This window comes from Amylibacter sp. IMCC11727 (genome assembly GCF_029854195.1).
In the GTDB taxonomy this organism is placed as follows: Bacteria; Pseudomonadota; Alphaproteobacteria; order Rhodobacterales; family Rhodobacteraceae; genus Amylibacter.
In genome coordinates this window covers 438,921-455,379 of sequence record NZ_CP122960.1, presented here as the reverse complement: position 1 = coordinate 455,379, position 16,459 = coordinate 438,921, and the positions used below count along the sequence as shown (strand labels likewise).

The following is a 16,459-nucleotide window of genomic DNA, read 5'->3' as shown; positions in this document are numbered from 1 at the left end:
AAACGAACAAGGACAACAGGGAGTCCCCCATGAACAAGTTTCTGACCGTAGCAGCGACCGCTGCGCTGACGGCCGCAACATTTGCTGCGCCAGCCGTTGCCGAATACCCCGAAAAGCCTGTGAATTTCATCGTTCCATGGCCTCCGGGTGATCTGGAAGACGTGCTGACACGCATGATCGCCGAAGACTTTCAGGCAGAATACGGTGTTGCAGCCGCAGTCGTGAACAAACCAGGTGGCGGCGGCGGCCCATTCCCAGGCACAATCGAAGTGGCGAACGCACCTGCGGATGGCTACACCATCGGCTCTTTCGTGATCGCAGTTCCACTGATTGGTCACGAGATCGGCATTCCAGAATTGGCGCCAGAAAAGTTTGACCCGCTGGGCATCTTTTTGACGTATCCATTTGTTCTGGCTGCCTCCAAAGACGCGCCCTACAAGACACTTCCAGAAATGGCGGAACACGCGAAAACAAACGACCTCGCGCTCGGCCACTTTGGTGCGCCACTGGTTCCAACAAAAGTCTCTTTGGCCTATGCCAAAGCCGCTGGATTTGAGTGGGGTTCAGAAGCAGCCTTTGACGCGCTGGATTGTAACACGCTGGCCTCAGGCGACGCGGATGTGATTAACACCACGCTGCAACTGATCCAACCGTGTCTTGACGATGTGACCGTGCTTGTGTCCATGACACCAGAGCGCCTGCCGCAAACACCAGACACGCAAACCGTTGCCGAAGTTGCACCAGACTTGGCAATTGATTTGTGGAACGGCCTGTTTGTACGCAAAGAAACACCTCAAGACGTGCGCGACAAAATCATCGCTGTTGCCAAGAAAACAATGATGTCCGAGCGTGCTCAAAAGCTGGCTGCTGAAACAGGGGCCGCTGTGTACTGGCAGGATGCCACAACCTCTGCTGATCGCATCGTAAAAGACCGCGCCAAACTGGGCGAAGTCAACGCAATGATCGAGTAATCATTTCGATCTTTGGCCGATCTCAGCACTGAGGTCGGCCATTTTTATTCCGACCACCTTGCGGGGCACATGATGACCACGGGCACCATCAAAACCAAATCTGGTGAAATCCTTTTCGTCGCCGTGTTTTTCATTTTCTCTGCATTCTTGCTCTCGCAACTGGGCGAGCAGGCCAAATTCAATCCCAAAGGCAAATTCTTTGCCCAGCCCGCTGTTTGGCCCGGGATTGGTGTGTTCGGCATGACCTTTTTTGGTGGCTTGCATCTGTTCACCCGCTACAAACATCGTGTCGCGGGGACGCTGGGTGAATTCTTCACATGGGTTCGCGCGCTCGAATTTGTGGGCTGGTTCATGGTCTATGTTTTTGCTGTTCCTTTGATCGGCTATTTGCCCTGTACCATTGTCTTCACCGTCACCCTTGCTCTGCGCATGGGATACCGCAGTGGCAAAATGCTATGTTGGGCTGCGATCGCGGGGCTGGCCATCGTCGTGGTGTTTAAAACGCTGCTCCAAGTCAAAATTCCAGGGGCGGCCTCCTATGAATATCTGCCAGACGCCCTGCGCAACTTTATGATCGTGTATTTCTGATGGATGTTCTTTTCTCTAGTTTTGGCATTCTCGCCCGTTGGGATGTGCTTGTGGCGCTGCTGATCGGCTCCATCGGTGGTGTCATTATTGGCGCAATTCCAGGGGTTGGCGCAGCGGTGGCCATCGCCATTCTGCTGCCCGCCACATTCATCTTTGATCCCATTGTGGGGCTCACCGCACTTCTTGGCATATACGGCTCGTCCATGTACGGCGGCGCAATTCCAGCCATCTTGATCAACACACCCGGCACGGCAGTAAACGCGCTTACCACATACGACGGCTACCCAATGACACAACGGGGCGAAGGCCGCCGCGCATTGGCGCTCGCCTATTCCGCCAGCTTCTTTGGCGGCGTCTTCGCAATCCTTTGCCTGATCCTTCTCTCCCCGCTGCTCGCCAGTTTTGCTAAAAACTTCGGCAGCCGCGAAATCTTTCTCGCGGCTCTCCTTGGCATTGTCCTTGTGATCGTGGCCCATCGTGGCCAAACCCTGATCGCAGCGGCCATGGCGTTCTTTGGCATCTGGCTACAAACCATTGGCCTCGCGCTCGACTATTCCAAAACCTACACCTTCGGACAAAGCTGGCTCGCCAGCGGCGTGAACCTCATCGTCGTCGTGCTGGGCTTGTTTGCCATTTCCCAAGCCTTTGTTCTGCTGATCGACAAAGACAATTCCCCCAAGGCAGAAGCCCTGACAGGTGGCATCTTCCAAGGCTTCAAAGAATTAATGGGCCACAAACGCGTGGTGTCCATCAGCGCCTCGTTCGGCGTTATCATGGGCATGATCCCGGGCGTTGGTGAATTCACTGCACAATTCATGTCTTACACCTCGGCCCGTCGTCTTTCGAAAACGCCTGACCAATTCGGCAACGGCTCCCCCGAGGGCCTGATCGCATCCGAAGCAGCCAACAACGCCGTTCCCCCCGCCGCAATGATCCCGCTCCTCGCGCTTGGCATCCCAGGCGAAGCTCTCACTGCCATGATGCTATCGGTGTTTTATGTTCACAACGTGGTCCCTGGTCCGCAACTGTTTAGCGGCCAACTAGATTTTGTTGTCGCGCTCTACATCGCCCTGCTGATCTTGAACATCTTGGTTTTCATCTTCCTTTTGTTCTCCACAAATCTGCTGCTCAAGATCATCCAAATCCCCACGCGGTTCCTTGGCATCGTGATTCTCACCCTGTCGTTCGTCGGCGTTTATTCCCTGCGCAACTCGGCCACGGATTGCATTATGGCCGCATTTATCGGCGTGCTGGGCTACATCATGAAACGCCTGAACCTGCCCATCGTTCCAATCATCCTTGGCATGGTACTGGGCGAGATTATGCAGGCGAAACTGCGCACCTCTATGCTGCGTGTCAAAACACCTTTCGACATGATCGACCGCCCCATCGCCTTCGTTCTGTTCTGTCTGATTCTGATCGTCCTCGCTGGCCATTTCCGCCGTATCTGGCTGGACCACAAAGCAAAGCAAACCCAATGACCACACAAGCCGAAATCGACGCGATCCGCGCAGAAACCATCGCACCACAAAGCCTGTTCATCGACGGCAAACAGGTGGCTGGCAGTGCCGAGCCCATGGGTGTTACATCTCCAATCGACGGGTCCGACCTGACCACAATCGCCAACGCCACATCCGCCGAAGTGGACCTTGCCGTCGCCTCTGCTCGCGCTGCATTCAACGATGGCCGTTGGTCAAACCTGCCCCCCGCCGCGCGCAAAAAAATCCTGTTCGCCATCGCAGACGGGATTGAAGCAGACGCCCTTGCGCTGTCCATCCTCGGCATTCGTGACAACGGCACAGAGTTCGCCATGGCGTACAAAGCCGAAGCAGGCTCCGCCGCAGGAACCTTCCGGTACTACGCGGAAGCCATCGACAAAGTGTCTGGCGAAATCGCCCCGACGGCTTCGAACACCCTTGGCCTTGTCCACCACGAACCCGTGGGCGTTGTGGGCGCGATCATCCCGTGGAACTTCCCCCTGATGATCGGCGCATGGAAACTCGCGCCCGCGCTTGCTGCGGGAAATTCCGTGGTCCTGAAACCCGCCGAAACCGCCTCGCTTTCCCTCCTCCACCTCGCCGAAATCGCATCCGCCGCGGGCCTGCCCGATGGCGTGTTCAACGTGGTCACAGGGGATGGTCGCATTGCGGGCGACGCATTGGCCCGCAGCATGGATGTGGACGTGCTGGCTTTCACAGGATCGGGGGTCACAGGCCGCAAATTGCTCGAAGCTTCAGCCCAATCCAACCTCAAACGTGTCTACCTCGAACTTGGCGGCAAATCCCCCAACATTGTTTTCGCCGATGCGCCTGATCTGGACCAAGCGGCCAAAGTGTCCGCTGCGGGCATCTTTCGCAATTCTGGCCAAGTCTGCGTGGCTGGCTCGCGCCTGCTGGTTGAACGGTCCATCCACGATGATTTCGTTGCGGCCTTGAAACAACACGCCGAAGCCTTGCGCGTTGGCGATCCTCTCGATCTTGAAACCCAAATCGGTGCGGTAAACTCCGAACGCCAATTGGCGGGAAACCTCTCTCTCACTGCCACCGCAATCAAGGAAGGGGCAGAAGTTATCACAGGCGGCGCGCGTATCCTCGGACAAACAGGCGGCACGTATATGGCCCCTACGATCTTGCAAAACGTTCTGCGCACCAACACCGTGTTCAGAAGTGAAGTCTTCGGCCCCGTCCTCGCCGTCACCCCATTCGACAGCGAAGAAGAAGCGATCAGCCTCGCCAACGACAGTGACCTCGGCCTTGCCGCTGGGGTCTGGACCGCGAACCTGTCACGTGCGCACCGCATGATACGCGCGGTGCAAGCAGGCGTTGTGCATGTGAACACCTATGGCGGCGCAGACAACACCGTGCCGCTCGGCGGGCACAAACAATCAGGCAACGGGTCGGACAAATCGCTCCATGCGCTGTCCAAATACACCAACCTCAAAACCGCATGGATACAGCTGTGACCACCAAGCAATCCCTCCTTGATCGGCGCGACAAAACCCTCGGTCCAAACATGTCCACGTTTTACGACGACCCCGTGCATTTGGTGCGCGGCAGCGGCGTTTGGTTGTGGGATGCGGACGGCAAGAAATATCTCGATTGCTACAACAACGTGCCGCACGTGGGTCACTGCCACCCTCATGTGGTGGAGGCCATCGCGAAACAAGCCGCGACGCTGAACACCCATACGCGGTATCTGCACGAAGGTATCCTCGATTACGCCGAACGTCTGACCGCCACATTTGACGATCCACTCAATACCGCGCTTTTGTGCTGCACTGGGTCCGAAGCAAACGACGTGGCCCTGCGCATGGCCGAAGCGATGACGGGCAAAACAGGCCTGATCGCAACCGATCACACCTATCACGGCAACACATCGACCGTGTCACAATTGTCCAAAACCAACACGCCAAAGCTGGGCCAAGCCAACCACATCCGTTTCGTCGACACTCCTGACAGCTATCGCCCCGCAGGCAACGATCCCGCCCAATATTTCGCCGATCAAGTCCGTGCCAAGATCAAAGAGCTTGAGGCCACAGAACACGGATTCTCCGCCCTCATTCTCTGCCCATTTTTCGCCAACGAAGGCTTCCCCGATCTGCCCGCAGGCTTCCTCGACCCCACACTCAAAGTTGTCCACGCGGCTGGCGGCATCCTCATTGCGGATGAAGTCCAACCTGGATTCGGCCGCATCGGCTCACACTTCTGGGGCCATCAGTATCAAGGCATCACACCTGATGTTGTGACCATCGGCAAACCCATGGGCAATGGCCACCCCATCGCCGGGGTCGTCACCCGTGCCGACATCATGCACACCTTCCGCACCGCCTTTCGCTATTTCAACACTTTTGGCGGCAATCCAGTGTCTTGCGCCGCCGCCATGGCTGTGATGGATGTGATCGAAAACGAGGGTCTGATGGCACAAGCCGAAGATGTGGGCACTTACGCGAAATCCATGCTTCAAGAGCTTGCAAACACACACGAAACCATTGGTGATGTACGCGGCAAAGGTCTGTTCTTTGGCGCAGAACTGGTGAGCGATAAATCAACCAAAACCCCTGCCACCGAATACATCCTGCGCGTGATTGAAGAGCTGAAAAATCGCGGCATCCTTCTGAACAAAATCGGCGTTCACTACAATACCTTGAAAATCCGCCCCAATCTGCAATTCACCCGTGCCAATGCGGATCATCTGATCGACACACTTGATGCGGTTCTCACGGATTTACAGCCATGAAACGGGTAAACGATGCCCTGTCACACTGGCCAATTCGGCCCACACATGTGGCGCTGGCAGCGGAACGGGAAAACAAGGTTTACCGCGTTGCAACGCCCAACGGCGATTACGCGTTACGCCAGCACCGCACTGGCTATCGCACCAATCCACAGCTTGCATCTGAACTTAGCTGGATGGCCGCACTAGAGGCAGCAGGCCTGAACGTTCCACAACCCATCGAAGCCAAGGACGGCGATCATCTTGTGGTTATCGACGGCGTGCAATTTGATATGCTTTCTTGGCTGCCTGGCAAACAGCTTGGCGCTCATGGCACACCGCTTGACCTTGAACACCCTGAACGCACCTTCCACACACTTGGCCAGTCTATGGCACGGCTGCATCTTGCCTCTGACGCATGGACTCCGCCTGCCGATTTCACGCGCCCAAATTGGGATTCTGATGGCTTGCTTGGTGAAACGCCTCTTTGGGGCCGTTTCTGGGAAAACCCAACCCTTGCACATGGGCAAAAAGAACTGCTCGAAACCTTTCGCACCCGCGCAACCGCCGCATTGGCCAAAGGTGATCATGACTATGGCCTGATCCATGCCGATCTCCTGCGCGAAAACGTTTTGGTGGATGGTGACACGCTGCATCTGATCGACTTTGACGACGGCTGCCACGGGTATCGTTTGTTCGAACTCGCCACCACTATTTTCCGCCTCAAAGGTGAACCGATGGAAGCCGCGCTGACCACAGCCCTGATTGACGGCTATCAGTCTGTCCGCCCGATCAACATTACACATCTGCCTTTGTTCATTGCCCTACGCGCCTGCACTTATGTGGGCTGGATTGTCACGCGCATGGACATCCCCAATGCAGAACAGCGCAATGTTGAACATATCGCAAACGCCACGCAAGCCGTTGCAAATTGGTTAGAAAAGGAACCCGCTTATGTCTGAAAAAACCATCCTGATCGTTGGCACTTATGACACCAAAGACGACGAACTTTTGTACATGGCCGAACGCATCACAAGCCAAGGTGGCGGCGTGTTAACTATGGATATCAGCGTCTTGGGTGATCCTTCGCAACCCTGTGATATCACCAAACATGATGTGGCCGCGGCGGCGGACAGCTCGATCCAAGCGGCCATCGATTCAGGGGATGAAAACACCGCCATGCAGATCATGGCACGGGGCGCATCAGCCCTGACCGCAAAACTCCACAGTGACGGTAAATTCGACGGCGTTGTGATCCTTGGCGGCACGATGGGCACAGATGTGGCGCTCGATATTTGTCAGGCCTTGCCGATGGGCGTTCCAAAATACGTGGTCTCCACCGTTTCATTCTCCCCCATCATTCCTGCGGATCGCCTCTCTGCTGACATTCAAATGATCCTTTGGGCAGGTGGGCTCTATGGCCTCAATTCCGTGTGCAAAGCATCCCTGTCCCAAGCCGCAGGTGCGGTTCTTGGCGCGGCACGTGCCGTGGAACCTCCCGCAAACGATCGCCCCATTGTGGGCATGACCTCGCTTGGCTCTTCCTGCCTCAAATACATGAAACTTCTGAAACCCGCTTTGGAAGAACGCGGCTTTGAGGTTGCGATTTTCCACGCCACGGGCATGGGCGGCATGGCGTTTGAATCCCTCGCCCGCCAAGGCAAATTCTGTTGCGTCATGGATTTCGCCTTGCCCGAACTTGGCAACCTTTTGGCAGGTTCGGTCATCAACGGCGGTGCGGATCGTATGTTGAACGCGGGCAAAGCAAACACCCCTCAAATCGTTGCCCCAGGGTGCCTCGACCTGATCGACTTTGCGGGCTGGCAAGACATCCCAGACCGTTATGCCGACCGCCCGTTTCACGAACATAATCGCCTGATTAAATCTTCCGCGCTCAACAATGAAGAACGCCGTGAAACGGCACAGGCGGTGGCCGAACGCATGGCAAAATCTGCTGCACCTACGCACTTTATTATGCCTCTACAAGGCATTGAAGAATGGGACAAAGAAGGCGACGTGGCCTATGATCCAGACGGCCTTGCCGCGTTCACGGATGAGGTGCGCAAGGTCATGAAAGACCCTATCGCCTATACCGAAATAGACGCGCACATCAACGATCAGGCCTTTGCCGATGCCGCGCTCCAAATTTTTGACGCTTGGGTCGCGGACGGCACTGTCAAAGTATGACATCCCCTTACGATATCCTGTTTGAACCCGTTCAAATTGGTCCTGTAACCGCGCCAAATCGGTTCTACGCCGTGCCCCATGCTACGGGTCATGGCTGGCACGAACCAAACGGTTCTATCGCCCTGCGCGCCACAAAGGCAGAAGGCGGTTGGGGCACAGTCATCAACCCCATGACCGAAATTTCGCCCGATGCAGATATGGGCAATCACCCGCTTGATCGCATCTGGGACGATGCCGACCTACCACGCCACATCGCCAATGTTGAAGCGATCAAAACACATGGCGCACGCGTCGGCATCGAACTCGCCCACGGCGGAATGCGCGCACGGAATTACCATTCTGGCCTACCCGTAAAGGGACCATCAGGCGGCCACATCCTGCGTCCGGAAATCCCCATGTTCACCCGCGCGATGGACAAAGCAGACATAACCAAATTCCGTGAAAATCACCGCGCTGCGGCACGGCGGGCCAAAAAGGCAGGCTACGATATTCTGTATGTTTATGCCGCCCACGATCTGTCTTTGCTTAACCATTTTCTTTCCCCCAACATCAATCACCGCACAGACGAATATGGCGGCAGTTTCGAAAATCGCCTCCGCCTGCTGCGTGAAACCCTTGAAGACACGCTTGAAATCGCCGCTGGCGATTGTGCCGTTGCCCTGCGGTTCAGCGTCGACGAACCCGACAAACCCAATGGCATCCGCCACACGGGCGAAGGGCGCGATGTGATCGAAGCGCTGGCAGAACTGCCCGACCTGTGGGACATCAACATCGCTGGCTGGCCCGCCGACAGCCAAACCGCCCGTTTCGCGGATGAAGGCTATCAACTGCCATTCATGGATTTTGTGAAATCCGTCACCAGCAAACCCGTGGTGGGCGTCGGCCGTTTCACCACACCCGACACAATGGTCAGCAACATCAAAAAGGGGCGGCTTGATCTTATCGGCGGCGCACGCCCTTCTATCGCAGACCCATTTTTGCCAAATAAAATCCGCGAAGGCCGCTTAGACGATATCCGCGAATGTATCGGCTGCAACATATGCGTATCGATGGATGCCTACGGGGTGCCATTGCGCTGCACACAAAACCCCACCATCGCCGAAGAATGGCGGCGCAATTGGCATCCAGAAATCATTCCACAAACCAGTCGCAAGAAATCCTATCTCATCGTCGGCAGCGGCCCAGCAGGGCTCGAATGCGCGTGGACATTATTGCGCGCAGGACACACCGTCACCATCGCCGAAGCGAGCGCAGTTGCAGGGGGCCGCGTCACGCGCGAAAGCGCATTACCTGGCCTGTCGTCATGGGCCCGCGTGCGCGACTACCGCACCTATCAACTGGCCCAATCGAGCGATGCGAACCTTTACCTTGAAAGCCCACTATCCGCATCTGACATCGCAGAATTTGATGCGGATCACATCGTCATCGCTACGGGGGCAACATGGCACAGCGCCCCAAACGTGCCCTCTGTTGAGGACGTGTTAAACGGCAAATCCATCGACGGCCCCATCACAATTTACGACGACGATCACTTCTACATGGCCAGCGCCATTGCAGAAAAACTCCGCCTTGATGGCGCGGATGTCCGCTATGCCACCGCGCAACCCGTTGTGGCAGGCTGGACAGATATGACATTGGAACAAGACCGCATCATTGACCGATTGCAATCGCTGAACATCCCACTGCATGTGAATTCAACCATCCAAGATCAGACCCTTCTAAATACGCTGTCGGGGAAAAAGACACGTATTGAAGGACAGATCATCACCGTTGGCCATCGCGTTCCAAATGACAGTTTATTCAATGAAACAAGCGGTTTGATCGGTACAGACAAAGTAACCCTTTGCGGCGATGCGCTGGTTCCAGGCACGATCCAAGCCGCGGTGCATTCAGGCCATCGCATTGCGCGTCATTTGCTGGGGGACCCACTCTCGGGCAGCACGGTCAACCGCGAGGTTCCGCAAATCCTGCTTTAACCCTTTGCCGCCACATCCCAGACTTTGCGCATCACAGTGGGCAAATCGGACGGTGAGAATTGTTCTTTGGGCAGGAATTCCCCCACGGTTGGCTTCCCGCTTACATCCCGCGCCACAAACACCGCCAATTCCAGATAGAAATGCGTAAACGTGTGGCGCACATCGCCCTGTTCCACCCAATCACCCGTCATCGGCGGTGTGCCCTGCAAAACCTCTTCGCGCCATTCACTTCCGGGCCAACCGAGCATCCCGCCCAACAACCCCTTATCAGGGCGGCGTTCCATCAAAACCGCCCCATCCGCACGGATCGCCACGAACGCCACCCCTTGGCGCACGGGTTTTGGCTTTTTCGGCGTCTTGCGTGGGAAATCTGCTGCGTCCCCAGCTTGGCGCCCTGCACACCCCTCCATCCACGGGCAAATCCCACAGGCAGGGGAACGCGGTGTACAAATCGTCGCCCCTAAATCCATCACCGCCTGTGCGTAATCCCCACAGCGGTCATCGGGCGTTAGGCCATCAGCTAATCCGCGCAGGGTTTCTTTGGACGCGGGCAAAGGCTCTTCCACGCGATGCAACCGCGCCATCACCCGCTCCACATTGCCATCCAACACCACAGCACGGCGATCAAACGCAATCGATGCTACTGCCGCCGCCGTATAAGGACCAATCCCTGGTAGCTTCAGCAAGGCGTCATAAGTGTCTGGAAACACGCCATTTAGATCATCCGCAACGACCCTTGCACATTTCAGCAAATTGCGCGCCCGCGCGTAATAGCCAAGGCCCGCCCACGCGGCCATAACGTCCGCATCTTCGGCCCCTGCCAGATCAGAAACGGTCGGCCAGCGGCGGATAAATTTGCGAAAATAGTCCTTCACAGCCGCCACAGTTGTCTGCTGCAACATCACCTCAGACATCCAAATGTGATAGGGATCAGGGGTCACGCCCGCCTTGCGGTCCTTGGGTGGCACGCGCCACGGCATATCGCGGGCATGGACATCGTACCAATCCAGCAAAACGCGGGCCTGATCTGCTGCATTATAACGCAATGTTTATCGTCCCTTGCCCGTGTAATCTGTGACATACATCTTAAGTCACCGTAAGGTAGTGTGAATCAAAGGTTAAAACACCATGTCGGCCGCGAAAACGCAAAAAACCACATCCCAGCCCAAGCGCGCCAAACGCTTGAGCCGTGGTTTTGCGCAAACGGGTGGCATTCTGAGCACGCAAATCCGCAAAGCATCCGAAAAACGGGGCTTCTCCGAAACGCGCCTGCTGACGCATTGGGCCGAAATTGCCGGCACATCCATCGCTAAGATCGCCCGCCCTGTTAAGGTGGGATATACCCGTCAGGGCATGGGGGCGACGCTGACGTTGCTGACCACAGGGGCCAACGCCCCTATGGTGCAAATGCAACTGCCCCAGATCAAAGAGCGCGTGAACGCCACCTATGGCTATGCCGCAATCAGCCGCATTCACATCACGCAAACCTCCCCCACAGGGTTTGCAGAACCGCAATCAGGATTTGACCCTGAAACACCAAAGAAACGAACGTTGAAACCCGAAGAAAAAGCCGAAGTATTATCCACCGTTTCAAACGTGGAAAACGAAGGTCTTCGCGCTGCCTTGGTAGCATTGGGTGAAAACATCAAAACCAAACCCCGAAATTGATTGAAAGAGGTTTCACATGATCACCCGCAGAACAGCTTTGGCCGCGATGGCCGCAACACCCCTTCTTGGCACAAAGTCTTTCGCGCAAGAGGCCGCGCAAGTGAAAGAAATGTCCTTGGGCAATCCAGACAGCGCCGTCACAGTGATGGAATACGCATCTTACACCTGCCCCCATTGCGCCAGCTTCCATGCGAACACCTATCCGCAGCTAAAGGCGAACTATATCGACACGAACAAGATCAACTTTATCTACCGCGATGTGTATTTTGATCGTTTTGGTCTTTGGGCATCCATGATTGCTCGCTGTGATGACAAAAAATTCTTTGGCATCACCGATATGCTGTATAAACGCCAGCCAGAATGGTCGCGTGCAGGTGACGCCCCTGCGGTTGTTGGCGAAATGCGTAAAATCGGGTTGCTTGCGGGCCTGTCCAACGAACAAATGGATGCCTGCCTGAACGACCAAGCCATGGCCGAAGCCTTGGTTGCACGGTTCCAAGAAACCACAACAAAAGACGATGTGAACTCCACACCGACCTTGTTTGTGAACGGAACCAAATATTCCAACATGTCTTACGCTGACCTGTCCGAATTGATCGAAAAAGAACTCGGCAGCTAAAGCGTTTCGCGAAACGCATTCCATCTCAGTTGCTGACAGGTCTTTCAACGACCACCAAGTGATTCAGATTTAACGCGAAAGGCTCTAAGCACACTCCGCTCTGGCAGCGGTGGTCCAGAACCGTTAGGCTTTCCGAAACTTGTATCGTTTCGGAAGGCCTTTTTTATGTCTCATGCTCCTCTTCACGGTTTGCGCGTGGTCGAACTTGCCCGCATTTTGGCAGGTCCATGGGCGGGCCAAACTTTGGCCGATCTCGGAGCCGAAGTGGTTAAGATCGAAGCCCCAGAAGGGGATGACACCCGCAAATGGGGCCCTCCGTTCATTGATCGGGGTGACGACAAAGCCGCAGGATATTTCCATTCCTGCAATCGGGGCAAAAAATCCGTCATCATTGATTTCCGCACCCCCGAAGGCAAAGCGGATTTGCTGGGTCTGATCAGCGAAGCGGACGTGTTGATCGAGAATTTCAAAGTGGGCGGTTTGGCCAAATACGGCCTCGACTATGACAGCCTGAAAGACGCAAATCCCCGTCTGATTTACTGCTCCATCACAGGCTTTGGCCAAACGGGCCCTTATGCGCCTCGTGCGGGCTATGATTTTCTGATGCAGGGTATGTCTGGTCTTATGTCTGTCACAGGGGAAATTGGGGGTGAGCCACAGAAATACGGCGTGGCCGTCACCGATGTGTTCACTGGGCTTTATTCCGTCATCGCGATCCAAGCGGCCCTTGCTTACCGCGAAAAAACGGGGCGCGGCCAACAGATCGACATGGCGCTGTTGGATGTGGCCGCGGCGGTTACGGCGAACCAAGGGTTCAACACGCTCGCCACAGGCAAGGCACCGGGCCTCACGGGGAATGCGCACGTTAATATTGTGCCGTATCAAGTGTTCCCCACGTCCGATGGCCACGTCATCGTCACCTGCGGCAACAACGGCCAATACAGCCGGTTTTGCGATGTTCTGGGTCGCCCTGATCTGGCCACCCACGAAGATTTTGACACAAACCCAAAACGTGTCACCAATCGCGATACCCTTGTGCCAATTTTGCGTTCAGAAACCGTGAAACACACCAAGGCAGAAATCCTTGCCGCTTGCGAAGCAAACGTGGTTCCCGCCGGCCCGATCAACGACATGAACGAGTTGTTCGCCGACCCCCATGTTCAATCGCGCGGGATGCAGATGGAGCTTGAAGGCTTGCCTGCCATCCGATCCCCCATGCGGTTCTCCGAAAGCCCACTGGCCATGGAAACCGCCGCACCAAAACTCGGTGCGCATACGGATGAAGTCTTGAAAAAGTCCTAGGGCGCGACCGCCCTAGCCCGACATATGTGACGGCAGGTACAGCGCCAGCGCGGGGATCGCCAGCAACAGCGCCAGCCGCAGAATATCCATCACCCAGAACGGTGTCACACCTTTGAACACCGTGCCCGTGGACACATCCCCGACGACACCTTTCAGCACGAACACATTCAACCCGACAGGCGGCGTAATCAAACTGATCTCGGTCACCACAACCACGATGATCCCAAACCAAATCGGATCAAAACCAAGGCCGCCTTCGCCCGCCACCAGCGGAAAGAAAATCGGCACAGTCAGCAGCAGCATCGACAGGCTTTCAAAGATACAGCCAAGCACAATGTAAATCGCAAGGATTAGTGCCATAACAACCCACGGCGGCACGTCATAGGCGGTAACCGCACCGCGCAACGCTTCGGGCAGGCCCGCCACATTCACAAAGTTTGAAAAGATCCACGCCCCGATCAGCACACTGAACAAAGATGCCGTTGTGATCGACGTTTCGCGCAGCACTTCAAAGGTTTCTTTAAACGACAGGCTGCCACGGAACAGCGCGATCAAGAACGCACCCGCCGCGCCCATGCCCGCCGCTTCGGTCGGTGAAAACGCGAGATTGATTGGCCAGAAGTTCAAAACCCCATACAGCCCGCCAATCACCAAAAAGAACAGCAACAGAACCGCCCAAACCCCCAACAACGCTTGGATGCGTTCTTCGCGGGTGGCACGGGGGCCAGCAGGGCCCGCTTCTGGGTTACGAGTGACGGAATATTTCACGGCGATCAGATAAAACACGATCCCCAAGAACCCTGGAATAATCCCAGCAATAAACAGCTTCCCAATCGAGGTTTCGGTCAACAAACCATAAATGACAAGGATCACAGACGGCGGGATCAAAATGCCCAGCGTCCCGCCCGCTGCAATGGATGCGGTGCTTAAACTATCGGCATAGCCGAATTTGCGCATCTCTGGCATGGCCACTTTGGACATGGTGGCCGCCGTTGCCAGCGACGATCCCGAAATCGCCGCAAACCCGCCACAAGCCACAATCGTCGCCATGGCCAAACCACCACGGAAATGGCCCAGAAATGCGTTCGAAACTTGGTACAACTCGCGGCTGATACCGCCTTTGTTCACAAACAACCCCATCAGAATGAACAGGGGAACCACTGACAGGCCATAATCCTGCGAGGCATCAATCATCAACCGCGCAACCATAGAAATGGACCCGCGAAAACTGGTTTCCAGCATAAAGCCAATCATGCCAACCAAACCCATCGCAAATGCAATCGGCATCCGCAGCAACACAAGCACCAATACGGCACCAAACCCAATCAGTGACTCGGTCATTTCGCAGGCTCCAACATTTGGGGGGCAAAGATCAGGACAAGGCCGCGTAGGATCAACGCGCCCATGGTCAAAAAGGTAAGGATCGCGATGAACCAGCTTACGTAGAACACAGGCCAGTTCAGATATTCTGTAACATCACCATAGGATCGCGCCCGTTCAGCCAAAACAACCACACGGCTGGCGGGCCAATACAGCATCACACCACAGGCCAGTGAAATCACAACATCACGCCAACGATCCAATCGCAGCCGATCAAACAGACCATCCAACAAATCAACATTAATATGGCCGCCCTGAAACGACATCACAGGCATCACGGAAAACACCAGAATCGCCATCGACATCCGCGTCAGCTCGGTCGCAGCTTCAATCGGGGCATTAATCGTGGATCGCAAGATCACGTCGCAAAACGTCATCACCATTAAAAAGAACAGCGCAACGCAGGACATAAAAATAGGCAGCTGTGCTGCCATGCGGATGAGGTTGGCCAGTTGTGTCATCATTTCCTCAACGAACGTCCGACGCAAAGCATATCTTCGCGTCGGACATTATCTTATTTCGCCATTTCTTCAACGACCATGGAATAGGCGGCTTCTGCATCGACGCCCTTTTCAGCCAGCTCTGCCTTTACCTTGGCAATCACTTTGTCTGCGATGGCATTGAATGCAGCCAGATCAGCATCGGATGCAACTTGCATTGTGTTGCCTTCGGCTGCTGCTGTTGCTTCGCGGCCTGCTGTGTCGATTTGATCCCAAACCGCACCCGCCATTTGGCTCAAGGCTTCACCAAACACTTTGCTATCCAGTGCCTCTTGCACGTCTGCTGGCAGGCTGTCGAACGTTTCTTGGTTCATAACAACCGCAAAAGATCCGCGGTACAAACCACCTGGCACTTCGTACAAGTTCTTGGCAACTTCGACCAACTTAAAGCTTTTGCGCGCCTCCATTGGCATCGCAACCGCATCCGCCGCACCAGAATCGAGCGTTTCGTACACTTTCGGCGCTGGAACGCGAATACCAACAAGGCCAAGCTCTGCACCCACATCGCCAGCAACACCGCCACCGATACGTGTTTTCAGACCGCTCAGATCAGCCAGCGAAGACACTTCTTTGTTTGTGTGCATTTGGCCTGGGCCGTGTGTCATCAAACCAATCAGCTTCACACCGCGGTGCTCGTTCAGAGCCGCAAGGTGCTTCTCGTGAACACGCCAGTGTGCCACAGATGCCGCCTCGGCACTGCCCTCGTAACCTGGCAGTTCGATCAACTTTGTGCCCACAAAACGACCAGGGTTATAGCCGTGGAAAATCCACGTTATATCCGCAGCACCGTCAAGGATCAGATCCATTTGCGCAGGCGGAGGCGCCAAACCGTATTTGATTTCCGCTGTCACTTTGCCATCTGTTGCCGCTTCGATCATTTCGGTCAGTTTTGGCCACATGAATGCGTTCATACCGTGGCTTGGCGGAGCCCAGCTTGAAATACGCAGCGTTGTGTCTTGTGCATATGCACTCACAGACGCGGACAGTGCGATGGCAGTGGTTGCCAAAAAATTTGTGAATTTAGACATCAGTTTCTCCCAGTTGATGTGGCTATTG

The 16,459-nt window shown here is 55.5% G+C and carries 16 protein-coding genes; 11 read left to right on the top strand and 5 right to left on the bottom strand.

The window, feature by feature from the left end; translation table 11 throughout:
- Positions 1-29 precede the first annotated feature (29 nt).
- The gene (locus tag QBD29_RS02380) at positions 30-971 is read left to right on the top strand and encodes a tripartite tricarboxylate transporter substrate-binding protein (protein WP_280099736.1); all 942 of its coding nucleotides are present in this window, start codon (positions 30-32) and stop codon (positions 969-971) included.
- On the opposite strand, the gene QBD29_RS02375 is transcribed toward QBD29_RS02380, so the two are convergent.
- Positions 972-1,235 (bottom strand): hypothetical protein, encoded by a 264-nt coding sequence (locus QBD29_RS02375; RefSeq protein ID WP_280101029.1) that lies wholly within the window; start codon positions 1,233-1,235, stop codon positions 972-974.
- Between QBD29_RS02375 and QBD29_RS02370 the strand changes: the two genes are divergently transcribed.
- The 7 genes from QBD29_RS02370 to QBD29_RS02340 are packed head-to-tail and all read left to right on the top strand — an operon-like array spanning position 1,119 to position 9,934.
- Positions 1,119-1,559, top strand: coding sequence for a tripartite tricarboxylate transporter TctB family protein (locus tag QBD29_RS02370; protein WP_280101018.1), 441 nt, complete (start codon positions 1,119-1,121; stop codon positions 1,557-1,559). The two genes, QBD29_RS02375 and QBD29_RS02370, sit on opposite strands and share 117 nt — an antisense overlap.
- A complete protein-coding gene (locus QBD29_RS02365; RefSeq protein WP_280099735.1) occupies positions 1,559-3,040 on the top strand; it encodes a tripartite tricarboxylate transporter permease in 1,482 nt (493 codons plus the stop codon). The genes QBD29_RS02370 and QBD29_RS02365 overlap by 1 nt, the downstream gene beginning before the upstream one ends.
- Positions 3,037-4,521, top strand: coding sequence for an aldehyde dehydrogenase family protein (locus QBD29_RS02360; protein WP_280099734.1), 1,485 nt, complete (start codon positions 3,037-3,039; stop codon positions 4,519-4,521). The genes QBD29_RS02365 and QBD29_RS02360 overlap by 4 nt, the downstream gene beginning before the upstream one ends.
- Positions 4,518-5,795 (top strand): aminotransferase class III-fold pyridoxal phosphate-dependent enzyme, encoded by a 1,278-nt coding sequence (locus QBD29_RS02355; protein ID WP_347936173.1) that lies wholly within the window; start codon positions 4,518-4,520, stop codon positions 5,793-5,795. Before QBD29_RS02360 ends, QBD29_RS02355 begins: the two co-directional genes overlap by 4 nt.
- On the top strand, positions 5,792-6,733 hold the full coding sequence (locus QBD29_RS02350; RefSeq protein ID WP_280099733.1) for a homoserine kinase: 942 nt from the start codon (positions 5,792-5,794) through the stop codon (positions 6,731-6,733). The genes QBD29_RS02355 and QBD29_RS02350 overlap by 4 nt, the downstream gene beginning before the upstream one ends.
- Entirely contained in the window at positions 6,726-7,958 is a 1,233-nt protein-coding gene (locus tag QBD29_RS02345) for a Tm-1-like ATP-binding domain-containing protein (protein ID WP_280099732.1), read from the top strand. The genes QBD29_RS02350 and QBD29_RS02345 overlap by 8 nt, the downstream gene beginning before the upstream one ends.
- Positions 7,955-9,934, top strand: coding sequence for an FAD-dependent oxidoreductase (locus QBD29_RS02340; protein WP_280099731.1), 1,980 nt, complete (start codon positions 7,955-7,957; stop codon positions 9,932-9,934). Before QBD29_RS02345 ends, QBD29_RS02340 begins: the two co-directional genes overlap by 4 nt.
- On the opposite strand, the gene mutY is transcribed toward QBD29_RS02340, so the two are convergent.
- Complete coding sequence (gene mutY / locus QBD29_RS02335; protein ID WP_280099730.1) at positions 9,931-10,980, bottom strand: A/G-specific adenine glycosylase; 1,050 nt, start codon at positions 10,978-10,980, stop codon at positions 9,931-9,933. The genes QBD29_RS02340 and mutY overlap by 4 nt on opposite strands.
- A gap of 82 nt (positions 10,981-11,062) precedes the next feature.
- On the opposite strand from mutY, the gene QBD29_RS02330 reads away from it, so the two are divergent.
- The 3 genes from QBD29_RS02330 (at position 11,063) to QBD29_RS02320 (ending at position 13,523) form a co-directional block, all read left to right on the top strand.
- Positions 11,063-11,602, top strand: a complete 540-nt coding sequence (locus QBD29_RS02330; RefSeq protein ID WP_280099729.1) for a DciA family protein — start codon at positions 11,063-11,065, stop codon at positions 11,600-11,602.
- 16 nt (positions 11,603-11,618) lie between these two features.
- A complete protein-coding gene (locus QBD29_RS02325) occupies positions 11,619-12,221 on the top strand; it encodes a DsbA family protein (protein ID WP_280099728.1) in 603 nt (200 codons plus the stop codon).
- A 165-nt stretch (positions 12,222-12,386) separates the two neighbouring features.
- The gene (locus tag QBD29_RS02320; RefSeq protein ID WP_280099727.1) at positions 12,387-13,523 is read left to right on the top strand and encodes a CaiB/BaiF CoA-transferase family protein; all 1,137 of its coding nucleotides are present in this window, start codon (positions 12,387-12,389) and stop codon (positions 13,521-13,523) included.
- Positions 13,524-13,535: 12 nt separating this feature from the next.
- Here the strand turns inward: QBD29_RS02320 and QBD29_RS02315 are convergent, their stop codons facing one another.
- Genes QBD29_RS02315 through QBD29_RS02305 form a run of 3 tightly spaced genes read right to left on the bottom strand, consistent with a single transcriptional unit; the run spans position 13,536 to position 16,431 of the window.
- Positions 13,536-14,864 (bottom strand): TRAP transporter large permease, encoded by a 1,329-nt coding sequence (locus tag QBD29_RS02315; RefSeq protein WP_280099726.1) that lies wholly within the window; start codon positions 14,862-14,864, stop codon positions 13,536-13,538.
- Positions 14,861-15,367: a TRAP transporter small permease subunit gene (locus tag QBD29_RS02310; protein ID WP_347936169.1), complete on the bottom strand. Its 507-nt coding sequence runs from the start codon at positions 15,365-15,367 to the stop codon at positions 14,861-14,863. Before QBD29_RS02310 ends, QBD29_RS02315 begins: the two co-directional genes overlap by 4 nt.
- Positions 15,368-15,417: 50 nt before the next feature.
- A complete protein-coding gene (locus tag QBD29_RS02305; RefSeq protein ID WP_280099725.1) occupies positions 15,418-16,431 on the bottom strand; it encodes a TRAP transporter substrate-binding protein in 1,014 nt (337 codons plus the stop codon).
- Positions 16,432-16,459: the final 28 nt, after the last annotated feature.

Bases quoted from the DNA above. Each gene is read 5' to 3' on its own strand.
- QBD29_RS02380 (WP_280099736.1), top strand. From the start codon at position 30: ATGAACAAGTTTCTGACCGTAGCAGCGACCGCTGCGCTGACGGCCGCA.
- QBD29_RS02375 (WP_280101029.1), bottom strand. From the start codon at position 1,235: ATGCAAGCCACCAAAAAAGGTCATGCCGAACACACCAATCCCGGGCCA.
- QBD29_RS02365 (WP_280099735.1), top strand. From the start codon at position 1,559: ATGGATGTTCTTTTCTCTAGTTTTGGCATTCTCGCCCGTTGGGATGTG.
- QBD29_RS02360 (WP_280099734.1), top strand. From the start codon at position 3,037: ATGACCACACAAGCCGAAATCGACGCGATCCGCGCAGAAACCATCGCA.
- QBD29_RS02350 (WP_280099733.1), top strand. From the start codon at position 5,792: ATGAAACGGGTAAACGATGCCCTGTCACACTGGCCAATTCGGCCCACA.
- QBD29_RS02345 (WP_280099732.1), top strand. From the start codon at position 6,726: ATGTCTGAAAAAACCATCCTGATCGTTGGCACTTATGACACCAAAGAC.
- QBD29_RS02340 (WP_280099731.1), top strand. From the start codon at position 7,955: ATGACATCCCCTTACGATATCCTGTTTGAACCCGTTCAAATTGGTCCT.
- QBD29_RS02330 (WP_280099729.1), top strand. From the start codon at position 11,063: ATGTCGGCCGCGAAAACGCAAAAAACCACATCCCAGCCCAAGCGCGCC.
- QBD29_RS02325 (WP_280099728.1), top strand. From the start codon at position 11,619: ATGATCACCCGCAGAACAGCTTTGGCCGCGATGGCCGCAACACCCCTT.
- QBD29_RS02320 (WP_280099727.1), top strand. From the start codon at position 12,387: ATGTCTCATGCTCCTCTTCACGGTTTGCGCGTGGTCGAACTTGCCCGC.
- QBD29_RS02315 (WP_280099726.1), bottom strand. From the start codon at position 14,864: ATGACCGAGTCACTGATTGGGTTTGGTGCCGTATTGGTGCTTGTGTTG.
- QBD29_RS02310 (WP_347936169.1), bottom strand. From the start codon at position 15,367: ATGATGACACAACTGGCCAACCTCATCCGCATGGCAGCACAGCTGCCT.
- QBD29_RS02305 (WP_280099725.1), bottom strand. From the start codon at position 16,431: ATGTCTAAATTCACAAATTTTTTGGCAACCACTGCCATCGCACTGTCC.